We start from the raw sequence: 14,750 nt of genomic DNA on the forward strand, positions 1-14,750 counted from the left end.
GTAGGCTAAGGCACCTTGAATCGTTGATGGTGCGTTGCGCTGCACGACAACGCACTCTACATTTAAATTTCTTAACATAGCTTGAAATATTAGCACCGACTTACTTATCAGGCATTTAAAAACTTATAATGCATCAATATTACATCAGTTTTTTGTTGACTAATTTACTGTTAGTAAATTTCATCTTTTTTCAGGTGGCGTTAGCAGATGTTAAACCTCAATTACTACCTTTAGATCAGATGCTAACCTCAAGTGAGTCGATTTCTGCTAAAGCTGCTTTAGAAAGATTATTTACTAGCAAAGAAATACAGACTGAATGGTTTGCGCCAGAATTTTTAGCTCAAGTTCCTATCGAACAGGTGCGGGGAATTATTGACGGAGTGAAAAGTCAACAAAAAACAAAATTATTCCAGTGGAGGTTTTTTCAATTGTAATTTTTAAACTGGTATTTTTCGAGTAGCTCTTTAACTTGAGCAGCCACCAGAGGATGTGGATCTTTTTGTAACTGCGGTAAGATTTGCAGGAGAACGCGATGTGAAACCATATGCAAGTATGCGATCGCAGCTTCCCTAACAAAGCCAGTTGGATGACGCAAACTCACTAAAATCTCAGAACTGGTCAGTCGGATGCGAGTCACTTTAGCAAAATGGAAACAGCAAGCTAGGCACCAGTCAGAAAGGAAGTTACCCAAGATCAGCAATCTGTGGAGGCGATCGCTAACTACCATATTCTCATATTCTACGATCTTGGCTTCTACAAGATGTTGCAATTTTTCTGACTGTGGTCGGTTATCTAAAATATTCAGCAATAGAGACTTTGAAGACAAAGTTACGGTATGCTCTAAGATTTCTAACCCCCGCGCTAAGTTTACCACTGAGAGCGATCGCAGATTGAATGCTGCTGCCTGCATCTTTTCTGGCGAGTAAAGCAGTTTTAGTAGCAGTAGCAGCCGCTCTTTAACATCCAATTCTAATTCTAAAAGAGCGCGTTGCAGTAACCCCCAGACAATCACAATCCTTTCACTGGATTGATGATTTTCTTTTTGTTCTAATGTTTTAAAGTCTATGTATGCAGCGTAAATCTCACCTAAAAACTTTAATTCCTGCTTGATTAAATTTTCTACCCGACTTTCATAAAACCGATCTACTAAAGCTGTACTTCCTGGTTGTTTGTGTATTTTTAGTAAGCTGCGGAGAATATGATCCCTGGTAGTACCCCAAGATGTTTCCAAGTTTTCCCATAAAGTCTTCAATGCTTCCTGGGTGCCGACTTGAGCAATGGTGCGCCAAGCGTACATCCGCACTACTTCCGGTTTGTAAATATTCGTAGCCAACCGCAACAACATTTCTAGAGCTTCATTCTCTAATCGCACTAGGGCTGACATTGCTGTACTGCGGGTTGATTTATAATAAAGTGCTGCAATCAGTGCCGAATAGTACTCTTCTAAATGGGTTGCTGCAATCATTTCCAATACGGCACAGCGCACTCGTAACGACTCATCTTGTAATAAATTCGGGATGTGAATCCGCAGCGCCTGTAAATAAACTGCTTCTCTGAGCGCTCTGACTCCATTCACCCGTTCCCGTTCTTGCTTATGAGTCAACATCCGGCGCATAGTTTGGGTGGCTGCTACCTTTTGCATGGGCGTTCCTTGGCGTAAGACTAAAGCGGCGGCGGTAGCGCGGATGAGTGAGTTTTGGCGAGGGTTGAGGTATCCTTCTAAAAGGCTTAAATTGGGATTTGGTTCAGCCAGCCAAACGTAGCGCAGCGCTAGGGCAAAAACTTCCGGGTTAGTTTCTTGGGATTGTTCTAACAAGGGACGGATGGCGGCTAGATAAGCGAGATTTGCACCTGCCATCAGCATCACTTCCAAACTTTGGCGCTGCAAATCTGGGGTTAACTTGACTAATAGAGGTGCTAAAATTTCCGCAGCTCCAAGGGAATCAATTTGGGCTAAAAGTTCAATGCAAGAGCGTTTATCAGCCTCACTGCCTTTTTCTGCTAAAGCTTTGACTACCCCTTGCTTAAAAAATCGTAAGCCGACATTGGTTGCACTCAGGTGACCCCGTGCCACACTCAAGACTAACAGCTCAACATAGCGCGATCGCAATTCCCAAACTACTGATATACAGGTGCCAGCTATCAGCATTGTTTCTGCTACTGACACCCACTTTTGCATTGGTACAGGTACAAACTCCCCACAAAACAATAGAGTTACAAAAATTAGCCCTCCTGTCAAACCTGTAGCGATCGCTTCGGCGGTTCCGCCAGATAAAGTCTGCATCCGGCTGCGAATTGCCTCTGGAATCGGTTGGTACAGGATGGGGCCGCTACTCATGACAAAGGTGTAGCGCAGAAGTTCATCGCAGAATTTGACAATTATCAGACCCCAGAAAAAGCTTTGCGATTGTATGGCTGGAATTAAATGCAGAAATACCAGCACTCCTGGTAGTGAAAAGCCTACGATCATTGGTAAAAGCGTGGCTGTGAAAAATACCCCCATCCGTTCGATAAGTCGGCTGGAAATAAACCACTGCAACAACAACTCACACAGTCCCAACATTCCCCCAAAAAGACCCAAGAAGCTAGCAAGTTCTCGGTCGCCCAAATTGGATTGGAGTTCGCGCAGATATTGAAAATCTATTAACAGCCCAATGACTTGCAACAGACCCACAAAAGCAAACAACTGCCAGACATAGCGCTTCAGCGGACTTTTGAGAAAACGCTGTTGTGAAGCTTGTTCTTCAGAAATTAGTCTTTGTGGAGTTTCAGGAAAAGCAGCTCGATAGTGATGAGTTAAATAGAATAAAATCCCCGATCCTAATAAAATCACTACACAGGCGATGAGGATGATCTTATTCAGCGTGGTGTATTGCACTAGCCAAGGCAAACTAAAGCCACTAATCACATCTGCTACCAAAAGACCACTACTCACCAGTGGGTAAGTCCGCTTAATCTCCCGAATGTTAAATAGTTGGTTGGCGACGATGGAGGTGTTGAGGTCATTGACCACATAAAGTGCATCTACCCACAGCCGCAGCAGAAATACCGAAATCACTGCTAGGTAGGAAAAATGCGATCCCCAACGTAATACAACTAATAAAACTAATGGCATCAACATGCAAGGTGCGATCGCCACAATCACGCGGCGTAAAGGAAAAATCTTTTGCAGCCAAGAGTATAAAAAAACCAGTCCTGCACTCATCACGGCACTGGCAATATACATCCACGGCAGTAGGTTAGTTCCATATTCATCCAAAAACAGCGCCACCGTACTGTCCTCTGCCCACCGCAATCCTACAGATACGGTAGTGTAAAAAACAAACATTAGCTGAGTCCGTTCGCTCTCCTCTGGTCGGAGATTCACCCACTGTAGTAGTCGTGGTAAAGCAACTTTATTTGCAGCCAACCAGTGATTTTTCAGTTCCATGCAGTTTTATTTTCTGGTAGTATCACCGCGCAATGGGCGAGTGGGGAGGCAGAGAGCAGGGGGAGCAAGGGAAGCAGGGGAAGAAAAGACTTCCTTGTCCTCCTTGTCCTTCATCCCCTGGAAATAGCAAAAGTCCTGAGCAACTGAGTATTATGTTTCCCACTCAGCCTTCAAGACTATCGATTTTAGATAAATTTAAATGACCTCAGAGGTAGAGACGCATGTTACATCCAAACGAAACATGAAAAAATCCCCTGGCTAGAAGTCAGGGGATTTTCAAACTTCGACTATTAAACATTTAGAGGATTATTTTTTGGGCGAGATGAGCATCATCATGTTTCGCCCTTCTTTTTTTGGTGCTTGCTGAAGCTCACCAAATGGCTCCAAATCCGTTGCCATTCGCTTGAGCAAATCTTCTGCTAGGTCGCTGTGTTGAATTTCTCGACCCCGGAACATCACAGTCGCTTTTACTTTATCACCATCTTTCAAAAAACGCTCTGCTTGCTTAACACGCACGTTGTAGTCGTGTTCTTCTATTTTGTAGCGCATCTTAACTTCTTTGACATCAGCCGTGTGCTGCTTTTTCCGGGCTTCCCGCGCCTTTTTTTCCTGCTCAAACTTGTATTTCCCGTAGTCCATAATCCGACAAACTGGCGGGTCAGCTTTGTCACTGAGTAGCACCAAATCTAGCTCTTTTTCTTCTGCTAGTTGTAGTGCTTCCTGTGGGGGCATAATTCCCAGTTGGGCACCGTCAGTGTCAATGACCCGAATTTTCGGGAAGCGAATTCGTTCGTTAATTTGGGGCAGATCGCGAGTTCTTTTCTTCTCAATCACAGGCATTATGATTTGTGGGAGATCTTAATGAAGGATTTAGTGTGGTCTAAATTGGTATGCCTCAGAGGCAAAATACTGAATTGACTCAGGACTGAAAAAATAGTCTACACTTCTAGGGTAGCTAATCCATAAACTAGTTGCGCCGTTGTATTTGTCATTCTACTCACTCTGAGAGAATTTCTTTGCAATAGTTAATCTAAATTACACAACCTAGACTCATATTAAATATTATTACAATTATTTAGCAATACTTTTTGCGATGGCGTAACCGCCCACCGTAGGTGATCGCATTGAGCAATATCATCTCTCCAGAACACTAAGTTCACAGATGCAAGACATCTAGCAAAATTAATGTAACATATTATCTTACATACAGTAAGCTTAATAGTATTCATAGTCAAAAACCGCTGCTCAATTTGGATAAAAAAGTAAAGCACAACGGCAGCGCTAGCTGAAAGATTTACGGGCGGGGAAGAATCCGTTTACTAATGCAGAGCTTGAGAAGTTACGGAATTAGTTTTAACCTCACTTCCATTCCTCTGGCCTAAGTTTATCGAATAGCCAAAGAAACCTCACCCTGGTTCTGCTGCGTAAAACCTGTCCCTCTCCTTACTAAGGCAGGATGAGGTTTTGCTTTTGTTTTGGGTGATTCGATGACTTGTGTGTACAGCGTAGCCTAAGAGGGGAGAGGCTTTGAGGCGTACTCTCCAACGCTACAAGGGTTGGGGCTGTTATTGTTAGGTTTCGCGTTGCTTTTTCCACATAACGTGAAAAATCAAAGTTTTATAATAGAATTTAACGCTGATAAATCGGAGGTAAGTGTGACCACTGCGGTACACTGGCAGGAACGGGTTGGTAATCAAAGGGATTGGGTTTGGCGCGGCTGGCAAACCCGCTACACTTACATTCGCCCTAGCCAAAATCACCACAACACAACACCCCTGATATTGCTACATGGCTTTGGCGCTTCCATTGGTCATTGGCGACATAATTTAGAAGTGTTGGGTGAACATCACACAGTTTACGCCATCGATATGCTGGGTTTTGGCGCTTCTGAAAAAGCCGCAGCTAATTACAGCATCGAATTCTGGGTAGAGCAAGTTTACGACTTTTGGAAAACATTTATCCGTCAACCAGCAATATTAATAGGCAATTCCAACGGTTCACTGATTTCTATGGCCGCTGCCGCCACTCACCCCGATATGGTGCTGGGTATGGTGATGATGAGTTTACCCGACCCCTCATTAGAACAAGAAGCAATTCCTCCAGTCTTGCAACCAGTTGTCAGAGCAATTAAAAATATTGTTGCTTCGCCGTTGATACTTAAACCTGTATTTAACTTCGTGCGCCGTCCTGGCGTGCTGCGTCGCTGGGCTAGTCTCGCCTACGCTAACCCAGAGGCGATTACCGATGAACTCATAGAAATTTTAGCTGACCCTCCCCAAGATAAAGGTTCGGCGAGGGCTTTTAGTGCTTTGTTCAAAGCTGCGATCGGAATTAACTTTAGTCCCAGTGTCAAGAAAGTATTACCAACCTTAACAATTCCGATGTTGTTAATTTGGGGAGAAAAAGATCGGTTTGTTCCGCCAGCCCTGGCTAGCCAATTTGCCCAGTACAACGAGAAGTTGGAAGTCCTGAATTTGGAGGGTGTAGGGCATTGTCCCCATGATGAATGTCCAGAACAAGTCAACCAAGCTATTTTAGATTGGATTGAGAGATGGGTTGGCGATCGCCAGGCGTTGATTCCCTAAATGTGATAGTTTCTGTGCGATGGGGTAAGCAGTGCGATCGCCACGATTGAATTTCTGAATTTTTAATTCCTTAACACCTAGCCAATCGTGGCTTGGTTAGTATCAACATCTGTAGCACCATTCACAGAATTGGCTACAGAAATCATTTTGTTGAGAATTTCTTGACTGGGAACTTTACCTTTCAATACTACAGTACTGCCTGTCTGAGCAACCCAAAGGGTATTTACATCATCGAGTTGAGGGTCTTCATCAAATGCCAACGCTACCCGCTTTGCTAAACCACTTTGGTCGTATTCTCCGTTTAAGCCCACACGTTCTGGCGGTGTCGATTGCGTAGAAGTAGATGCAACGTTACTAGTCGCAGCTTCCGGTATTGCCTGTGCAGTCGGATTTACTTCTGCATTTTGAGGTTTTTCCATTCCAAATAATCTTTGTAACCAACCCATAAAAACTTTTCTCCTAATTAGAGGCTTATCAAATCTGAGTATAAAGGCTTTACAAAAATGCCGCATCTGCCAATGAAAAGATATGCATTCAATCAAATTCCTGCTTGCAGTATGATTTCTGCCCAATTTATCTCTAAGAATGCAATGAGTGCAACTATTAAGTTTAAAATAAAAGGTCGCACTGACTTTTTTAGTGCGGTAGTCCGTCTAACGTAGCCGTTAGCTGGTGTCTGCGTTACTCAATTCCTGCTCTAGCCTCTGTTGGCGAAGATGAAACATACCCTTTCGGTTCTCGTAGAAGATGAGGCGGGTGTTCTTTCCCGCATTTCTGGTTTATTTGCGCGTCGCGGCTTTAATATTGAAAGCCTTGCTGTTGGCCCTGCTGAACAAGGAGGAGTCTCCCGAATTACGATGGTTATACCTGGTGATGATCGCGTCATCGAGCAACTTACCAAGCAACTGTACAAGTTAGTCAATGTCCTTAAAGTACAGGACATTACCGAAACTCCTTGCGTAGAGCGGGAATTGATGCTTTTGAAGGTGAATGCTAGTAGCAGCAATCGCTCAGAAGTGATCGAACTGTCTCAGATTTTCCGGGCGCGAGTCGTGGACGTGGCGGAAGATTCTCTCACCTTAGAAGTTGTGGGAGATCCAGGGAAAATGGTAGCGATCGTGCAGGTGTTGCAAAAATTTGGTTTGAGAGAAATCGCCCGCACTGGCAAAATTGCCCTGACTCGTGAGTCGGGTGTGAATACCGAGTTACTCAAGTCTTTGGAAGCAAAAGTTTAGTTGGGAACTTAGGCTGACTTTGAGTTTAGCGATCGCCAATCATATTTGCAAAAATCCGCCCAGACAAGAACTGCTCAAATTGCAACATTCAAAGCTAGTTATTTTGAACCTGACAAGTCTATTTGGGAGGCATTTCAAGAATATTTTCAGCGCCTTGTATGCTTCCTTTTTTGACTAAGATTGTATCTGATCAACGATAGTAAAAATTGAACGCGCTCCATAAAAGAGGGTTAAGCTCAAACACTCTATTTATCCTCGTTTTAGATCCCCCAACCCCAATCAATTGGGGGCACTCGATTTTAGTTCTCCCCAATTTATCTCTTAGCCAGCGCGGGAACAGGGGTCTCCCCAAGTGGAGGAGCCAGCCGCATGGGCGGGTCTCCCGACTTGAGCGGACTGGCGTCGACTGGCGTGGATTAGGGGGGATCTAAAATCTAGGTATTACATCGAAGAATTTTCACTCTTCTTATCAGACTAGGCTTTGACGTTAAGTTGACACGTATGAGCATTGCTGTGCCCCTACCATGTGTTGCATCCAAACCAGAATTGCTATATATGCTGCTCCATCAAGATTTTATCAAACGCATCTAAAAAGTCATTAGACCCCAAAAAACTACGACATCTCTCGTTATTATGTCCGAATGAATGAGAGTGAGGTTAAAGCATCATGTACATCCCAAATGCTTTTAGAGAAGATGACATTGAGAAACTTGTCGCTTTCATGCGTGCCAATAGTTTTGCTACATTGGTGTCTATTCTGAATGATGTCCCTGTTGCCTCACATATTCCGCTAGTTGTGACAGTGCAAAATAATGTGATTAAGCTATCGGGTCATCTTGCTAAACCAAATCCTCAATGGCAGGTCTTTGGGGTAGGCGAGGCACTTGCTGTCTTCACTGGCCCCCATGCTTATATTTCACCATCTTTGTATGAGAAAGAAGAGAGTGTACCGACGTGGAACTACATCGCTGTACACGCCTATGGTGTGCCCCAAGTTATTACCCTCGGTGATTCGCCAGAATTGATGGATAAGATGATTGAGGAGATGATTGACACCTATGGCTCTGAGTATAAATCTCAATGGCATAGTTTATCTGATAACTTTCGTGAGGGAATGATGAATGGCATTATTGGTTTTGAGATGACTGTGACGCGGTTGGAAGGCAAATACAAACTTAGCCAAAATCGCAGTCACTCTGACCAGAATAATGTTGCACATGCGTTGCTACAAAGTACAGAGTCAACTGTTCATGCCATAGGTGCTGCAATGAAACAGAATCTTGAAACTGGTGAAAATCTGCCAGGATAATCGTCTTTATTGGTCTGGTTGATATAGTTAAGTTGATTGACTTGCAACTGCAACCAAGTTTTTGCGAGTGGGACGCTTGCGATTTGATTTTTTCTTCAGTCCAACCGCTTGGGCTTGATCGCTATCTGAGCCATATTGTCCGCGCACAACTTCTTTCATGGCTAATACAGCATTGTGAAATTCCCATTCTGCTAATCGAGCAGCATCGACAGCAGCACGGTATAAAGCTAGTTTTTCGGTTTCAGCTTGTTGCTGTGTCAACATAGCCTGATAAGCTTGCTGGATGTTTGCAACAGAAGCATTAGAACGGGTTGTATCGTAGGTGCTGACGGTTTGCAAACCGTGGAATGAGGTAATATCTTGACTAATGACTTGAAGACGTAAACGACGTGTTGTATCTTGGTTAGGCATACATGCATACGTGATAAGCTATATATTTAATCTGCCCAATCCAACGCACAAAATAACAATGAGGTGAAGTTTTTAGATAAACTGTAAAGCTCTTAATTTTACTTCTTGCACATATAGGGGGATGGGGAAAGGATTTAAAGCTTTTCCCCAAACTTAAAAAAATGCAAATTGTAAATGCGACAGTTTAAAACAAAGTCGTAGAAAGAGCAGGTTAGTTTATGCAAGCCGATACATTAACAAGGCGGCCGACGCATTCACAATGTCAGCCAACGCATTCACAAGGCGGCCGCCGCATTCACAATGTCAGCCAACGCATTCACAAGGCGGCCGCTGCATTCACAATGTCAGCCAACGCATTCACAAAGCGGTTGCCGTATTCACAATGCAAGCCGATGCATTAACTTAACTTTGTAGTGCGATCGCCTGATTTTCTACCGACGCCAACACTCTTCAGCCGTTGGGGTGTTAAAAATAACAATACTATATATAGGTTACAAATTTGGTATTATGTGTCATTCCGCAAAACCCTAAATGGCTGATTATTACTTTCCCATGTCCGAATGTCCAAGTAGAGTTGTGTCTGGCGAAAGTAGATTTCTTCGTAAGCAAGCCGCAAACTACGCTCAAGACTATTCGGTTCAACATCAGCAGCTTTATTAGAGCCAAGCACTTTGCGTAGGCTAAAGGACAGAATTTCCACTAAATCATGACCACAGCAGATTTGCCAAGGATCGTGATTATTGCTTTTCTGATTCTTTAGCCGTTCTTGCAGATATTTCTCGTTCAAAGAGAAAGCTTGAGATTTATTCTTAATCTCCTGAATCAGCTTGAGTTCATCAATTTGCAGAGTTTGCTCATCAATGAACTTGCTAAATGTAATAGCATCAAAAGTTAGATTTAATCCGTCACATTTAGAGATCCAAAGCAAATAACCTACCGACATCCCATTTTCAAGTAATACTAATTTTACGTCTCGATTAAACTGAGCAATTTTCTCTTCAGAACCAAACTCAGCGAGTAAGTAAGTGGGCGTCAATAAAGTTAACTGGTGAGGGTCGTCATTTGTTTTTTGTCATTGCTCATTCGTAAGGTTTTTAGGCATGTTTATTTTTCGTAACACAGTTTGGTTTATTTCTGCCTACCTACTTACTTTGTTAAATGCTAGTGAGTTAATCAGCATAGTTTCAAGGTCATGGCTGTCGGTGCGAAGCAGATTATAACTGGTGTATAACAAAGTTTCAAGGCGATCAAAATCTGCATCGACAATCGCTAAAACTCCTTGAAAATTTGATTGTTCCAAAATTTTTAAAATGTCAATAGCACGCTGCTTGCTAGAGGGTTTTCCCGATGTTTCAACTAACTCACAAACTAATTTGTCAACAAATCGCTTATAGAAAGTTTTATCAGAACTTCCTTCCACTAATAAAAAATTTCCAGTATATGTGCTTCGTCGTAATCGTATTTGGTTAGCAACACGGTCAACTGTAAGAAAATCTCTCACTTTTGTGGCCCTTTCAGTTCAACCGTCAAATCCCAGCGATCTTGAATAATATCTGGTGAATGAGTAGCCATTAGTATATTTAAATCTGCAAGTTGTGTAATGTCTTGCAAGTCCTTTAAAAACTGAACTTGCCATCCTACATGAAGAGATAATTCAGGCTCATCAATTAAAACTAGAGAATTAGGTTGAACTTTAAATAAGAGTTAATATAGAAGAACTAACTCATGTTGCTCACCAGATGATAAATCTGTTGGTAAAAGATTTTTTGAATTAGATAATGAAGAGTCATAACTTGTTGTTACAACGAATCCTTTTTCTTTACTAAAGTTTATCTCTTTGTAGGAATAGGCAAATTTATTATTAATAATTTTCCTTAATAAATCAGTTTTGCTTGCTATTTCAGCAAAAACACTCAGCTTCTTTTCCACATCTTGAACATATACTGACAAAGCATTTTTGGTACTTTCATCTATATCTTGAGGCTGAATTTGAAATTCTGCATCTTCATCTTTATCTAAAAGACCTACTTCTATGAGACGAGAGCGAGTCGCTTCAAGTTCGTTTAGTTGATGACGAAGTTGTTCATCTGTTAAATCTGTGGATGGGTGTTGCTTAACTACCCTAACTGGAAAAGTTCTGTCAAGAAATTGAGATGTTGTACCGTATTCCTTAAATTTATCTTGCATTAGTTTAGCAAGTTCATCAGAATAAGCAGACATAGTTGACAACATTGAAGGTGTTTCAGCAGACCGTCTGGAAGAACGGTTAGGAACAAAATTAAGCAAACGTTGTGATTCAATGAGGCGAATATGAATATTGCTTTTAAAATTTTCTAGCCAATCAGGCTCTTCTTGTGACTTCAAGTTTGATAACAAAAAATTATCAGAAAACTCTATATAGTCTTCAAGAGGAAAAGTTCTTATAGGATATGTTTGTCCTCTTACTGGTATCATATCATCTGATTCAAAACTAAGGAAAATTTCTCTGTCAGAACGAGTATTTACTGCCTTTAAAGTAAAAAAAGCTGGTTTGGAATCGTGTTTATAAAAGTTGAAAACAATATTATTCGTTTCTAAGTCTTCTGCATTATCGGCATCTTTGATGATTTCAACACTAGTATTATCATTAAATTCAACTCTAAAAATCCTAAACGGGATAGCTCTCAAGTGTGCGTATCGGGAGTTAAAAAAACTATTCAAAATTCTTAAAATCGCTGTTTTCCCAAAACCATTTGGGCCATGAATAATGGTGATTCGTTCATCCATGTTTAATGGAATCACATGGTTAAAAATTCCAAATAAGCCACTGACGGAAATTTGCTTAATTCGCATAGTCAACTAGTCCTATAGCCATTGGCTTCATGGCTTTAATTGTAACTTCTATCTTTCTCTGGAAAGCACAGGAAACACAAAGTCCCATTTTTTTGTGTTCTCTTTCTCAGAAAGTTCTGGTCGTCGGTTCGCCTTTAGGCGTTTTCAGAGGGTAGCCAGCACACCCTGCGGGTAGCTAGAGACTTTCCCCTGTTTAATTCAAGCCTAAAGTAGCATAACAAATCGCTGCACGGAAACATGCTGAAGTGGTTGGTTGAGTTGCAGAGGTTATCTGCATCCAGTAAACTTGGTTGTTAGTGCGATCGCTCGGCTGCTTTTTTGGGTTAAATGTTTGCAGGTTACAATAATAAATAACTAAAACTCTCTTGCCAACAACAGTGTATGAAGTTCAATGTAACACTTGATCGTGATGAAGATGGGGTTTGGATTGTCGAGTGCCCCAGTATTCCTGGTTGTGTTAGTCAAGGTCAAACAAGAGAAGAAGCCCTGGAAAATATCAAAGACGCGATCGCAGCTTGCCTTGAAGTTCGTGCAGAACTTGGTTTACCGCTGACTGTGGAGACTCATCAAGTAGAGGTTACAGCGTAATCATGGCATCTGCCCTTCCAGTTCTCAGTGGGCGTGAAGTTGTCCGTGTGTTTGAATCGTTCGGTTGGGAGTTTGCCCGTCAAAGTGCTAGTCACATCATCCTGGTTAAGAAAGGCGAAACAGTAACCTTATCTATTCCAGATCATCGTGAGGTGGCAAAAGGAACATTACGTAGTCTCATCCGGACTGCTGGACTTACAGTTAATGAATTCATTACCGCTATCTAATTGTGTGGTAAGCTACTTCAGATAAATCAGCAAATTCAATCCCGGAATTGTGCGAGAAAGTGTCCACAAAACTAGCGTGATGTAAATTACACCCAAACTCCATTGATACCAAGCAAGTGCAGAGATGATACCTGGTAAGTGTTCATCTCGCAGGCGGATGTCGTTAAATCCTAATTTAAGTAGGTTGTTGAGGCTAAAATCATAGTAGTTGAGCCAGTTCCAACGGCGATCGCACAACAATGGCATATATCGTTCACGAAATGTCTCATTCCTGGGTATCACTGGTAAACGTCCAATCAACAATCGTAACTGGCGAAATGTGCCGTCTTCTGTGAAGTAAGAAACGTCCATTAAATCGTGATAACGACCTTGTTGGTAAAGTCGGATCAATAAAGCCATTGGGACGGGGACAATAATTATTAAAAGACACCCCAATGTCAGCCAAGGTTGTTCAGAATTGCGAAAGATAGCTAATAAGCTAAAAAATTCTAAAACGCTAAAACTGACTAATATCGAAATGGTTTCGTAGGATGTAGGAATAATTGGTTTGGGATGCAGCCGACGATAACGATCCACTAGCCAAAATAGTAAGCCGAAATAAGCGATCGCTATTCCTCCGACGCCAAACACTAACCAAAAATTCGTACCATAGCCACTCAATAACAGCATTACACTTAATGCCAACCAACTCCAAGCTTGCAGTAACCACGCACCTATAGAAAGTGGTTCACCTACAATTAAGCGATGTCCAACGACAAGCCGCTGCTTATCGTTAGACATCGCTTCGGCTTGAGGTGCAGAAAAACCCAGTTTAATCAAACTTGCAACAGTTGCACTATTAATATTTGTAGCTGTCAGACGACGGCCCAACTCTATTAATCGCAGTCGTTGTTTTGTGTATTCCAGTTCATTAGCATCAGCAACTTGCTGTTGCTGACGGAAATTTTGCCCCAAATTCCGCAAGATATTTTGATTACCTTGCAATGTTGGGATGCAGAACATCTTACCAATTTCACCGGGATTACCTAAAATTTTTGCTTGGTTGGAGTTAAAAGTTAAACCAGGTACGCTTAAACAAGCTTCTGTAGTAAACCTGGCATCGCTAAAATCTGCTTGGTTGAGAATGCTCGCCCCTTGCAGATTTACGGATTGGTTAAACTCAGCTTCCCGGAAGCTCACAGCTTGCTCAAAAGTCGCTTCTGTTAAAAGGAAGAACTGATTAAAATTCGCTTTAGTAAATTGTGCTTGATTGGCAAAGCGCACATCAGAAAAATCAGCATTTCCTTGCCACTGCACACTACTAAATTTAGCCAACTGCTTAAAAGTTGCTTGGTTAAAGTTAGCAGTCTTTTCAAATATGCTACTTTTAAAATCAGCCTGTTCCTGAAATTTGATTTTTTTAAAATTAGCTTTTTCAAAAAAAATGCTGCCCTGAAAATTACTTGATTGCTGGAAGTTAGCACTGCTAAAGCTGACGGGACGACTGAATCTGGTTTCAGTCCAGTTAGTGGGTTGGATAAAAGTTGCGTTTTGGGCATCTACAGACTGAAGAAAAAATGTATTGGAGAACTTGACTTCGCCATTAAAGCGAGTTTGCACCAGTGTCAAGACACCACGAAACACGGTGATTTCACTCGATGGAGTTGACTGAGTTCCCAAAAGCGATCGACAATCTTTGGAGTTGGGTAAAGCGTAGGCGTAGCCCTTCGTAGACATCGCGAGTGACTCTAAACAAACGAAGCGCAAACGTTCTACTTCTTCTAATTCGGTAGCTGTGAAAATGGGTGCATAGACGCCTCTCGTAGAGAAGGGCTTGTTGCCAGACATCGCCTGAGCATACAAGGGTGTTCTTAAACCCAAATCGCTACCGACAAAATCCCCCAGAATCAGAGCATAGCTGAGGTCTAAACCCAGAGGTTTTGCACCTAATTCTTTTCGCAGCAGTTGGTAAAAAGCATCACGAAAGCTAGCGTTCTCTGCCCGTAAATCAATCACCATCTTCTGCAAATCTACAGTCAAATTTCCTTCGCGAAGTATCGGTGTGCGTAGTCGCACTTGTAATAATTCTAGAGTTAAGGGTGTGCGTTCTGGTTGTGCCTGTGCCGCCAAAGTAGGTAGGGAGAGGAAGAGGAG

At 42.1% G+C, this 14,750-nt stretch carries 14 protein-coding genes and 1 pseudogene; 6 read left to right on the forward strand and 9 right to left on the reverse strand.

Features of this window, described 5'->3' with window-relative positions:
• The first annotated feature begins 128 nt into the window (after window positions 1-128).
• Window positions 129-434, forward strand: coding sequence for a hypothetical protein (locus V7K85_RS31705; protein WP_334819959.1), 306 nt, complete (start codon window positions 129-131; stop codon window positions 432-434).
• Here V7K85_RS31705 and V7K85_RS31710 read toward each other — a convergent pair.
• A complete protein-coding gene (locus V7K85_RS31710) occupies window positions 425-3,430 on the reverse strand; it encodes an MFS transporter (protein WP_334819961.1) in 3,006 nt (1,001 codons plus the stop codon). The genes V7K85_RS31705 and V7K85_RS31710 overlap by 10 nt on opposite strands.
• A gap of 306 nt (window positions 3,431-3,736) precedes the next feature.
• Window positions 3,737-4,270 carry a translation initiation factor IF-3 gene (gene infC, locus V7K85_RS31715; protein ID WP_334819963.1) on the reverse strand — a complete coding sequence of 178 codons (534 nt, stop codon included), beginning with the start codon at window positions 4,268-4,270 and terminating at the stop codon, window positions 3,737-3,739.
• Between the two features lie 815 nt (window positions 4,271-5,085).
• Between infC and V7K85_RS31720 the strand changes: the two genes are divergently transcribed.
• Window positions 5,086-6,015: an alpha/beta fold hydrolase gene (locus V7K85_RS31720; protein WP_334819965.1), complete on the forward strand. Its 930-nt coding sequence runs from the start codon at window positions 5,086-5,088 to the stop codon at window positions 6,013-6,015.
• Window positions 6,016-6,092: 77 nt separating this feature from the next.
• Here V7K85_RS31720 and V7K85_RS31725 read toward each other — a convergent pair whose 3' ends face one another.
• Window positions 6,093-6,461 (reverse strand): BON domain-containing protein, encoded by a 369-nt coding sequence (locus V7K85_RS31725; RefSeq protein WP_334819967.1) that lies wholly within the window; start codon window positions 6,459-6,461, stop codon window positions 6,093-6,095.
• 270 nt (window positions 6,462-6,731) lie between these two features.
• Here V7K85_RS31725 and ilvN point away from each other — a divergent pair, with 270 nt between their 5' ends.
• Together ilvN and V7K85_RS31735 are read left to right on the forward strand one after the other, a co-directional pair.
• Window positions 6,732-7,250 carry an acetolactate synthase small subunit gene (gene ilvN, locus V7K85_RS31730; RefSeq protein ID WP_292771441.1) on the forward strand — a complete coding sequence of 173 codons (519 nt, stop codon included), beginning with the start codon at window positions 6,732-6,734 and terminating at the stop codon, window positions 7,248-7,250.
• A gap of 667 nt (window positions 7,251-7,917) precedes the next feature.
• On the forward strand, window positions 7,918-8,559 hold the full coding sequence (locus V7K85_RS31735; protein ID WP_334819969.1) for an FMN-binding negative transcriptional regulator: 642 nt from the start codon (window positions 7,918-7,920) through the stop codon (window positions 8,557-8,559).
• Window positions 8,560-8,586: 27 nt separating this feature from the next.
• Here V7K85_RS31735 and V7K85_RS31740 read toward each other — a convergent pair whose 3' ends face one another.
• The 5 genes and pseudogenes from V7K85_RS31740 to V7K85_RS31760 all read right to left on the reverse strand — a co-directional run bounded on the left by V7K85_RS31740 (window position 8,587) and on the right by V7K85_RS31760 (window position 11,802).
• A complete protein-coding gene (locus V7K85_RS31740; protein ID WP_334819971.1) occupies window positions 8,587-8,970 on the reverse strand; it encodes a hypothetical protein in 384 nt (127 codons plus the stop codon).
• Window positions 8,971-9,475: 505 nt separating this feature from the next.
• Window positions 9,476-10,006: a DUF4435 domain-containing protein gene (locus V7K85_RS31745; RefSeq protein ID WP_334819973.1), complete on the reverse strand. Its 531-nt coding sequence runs from the start codon at window positions 10,004-10,006 to the stop codon at window positions 9,476-9,478.
• 102 nt (window positions 10,007-10,108) lie between these two features.
• The gene (locus V7K85_RS31750) at window positions 10,109-10,471 is read right to left on the reverse strand and encodes a DUF4435 domain-containing protein (protein WP_334819975.1); all 363 of its coding nucleotides are present in this window, start codon (window positions 10,469-10,471) and stop codon (window positions 10,109-10,111) included.
• Window positions 10,468-10,659, reverse strand: a pseudogene (locus tag V7K85_RS31755) (AAA family ATPase); the annotation flags it as partial. The pseudogene V7K85_RS31755 and the gene V7K85_RS31750, both read right to left, overlap by 4 nt.
• A gap of 15 nt (window positions 10,660-10,674) precedes the next feature.
• A complete protein-coding gene (locus tag V7K85_RS31760; protein ID WP_334819977.1) occupies window positions 10,675-11,802 on the reverse strand; it encodes an AAA family ATPase in 1,128 nt (375 codons plus the stop codon).
• 381 nt (window positions 11,803-12,183) lie between these two features.
• Here V7K85_RS31760 and V7K85_RS31765 point away from each other — a divergent pair, with 381 nt between their 5' ends.
• Both V7K85_RS31765 and V7K85_RS31770 read left to right on the forward strand, forming a co-directional pair.
• The gene (locus V7K85_RS31765; RefSeq protein ID WP_334819979.1) at window positions 12,184-12,390 is read left to right on the forward strand and encodes a type II toxin-antitoxin system HicB family antitoxin; all 207 of its coding nucleotides are present in this window, start codon (window positions 12,184-12,186) and stop codon (window positions 12,388-12,390) included.
• Between the two features lie 2 nt (window positions 12,391-12,392).
• Window positions 12,393-12,617, forward strand: a complete 225-nt coding sequence (locus V7K85_RS31770) for a type II toxin-antitoxin system HicA family toxin (protein ID WP_334819981.1) — start codon at window positions 12,393-12,395, stop codon at window positions 12,615-12,617.
• A gap of 12 nt (window positions 12,618-12,629) precedes the next feature.
• Here the strand turns inward: V7K85_RS31770 and V7K85_RS31775 are convergent, their stop codons facing one another.
• Window positions 12,630-14,615 carry a pentapeptide repeat-containing protein gene (locus V7K85_RS31775; RefSeq protein WP_442940639.1) on the reverse strand — a complete coding sequence of 662 codons (1,986 nt, stop codon included), beginning with the start codon at window positions 14,613-14,615 and terminating at the stop codon, window positions 12,630-12,632.
• Window positions 14,616-14,750: the final 135 nt, after the last annotated feature.

Source organism: Nostoc sp. (genome assembly GCF_036917615.1).
Lineage (GTDB): Bacteria > Cyanobacteriota > Cyanobacteriia > Cyanobacteriales > Nostocaceae > Nostoc.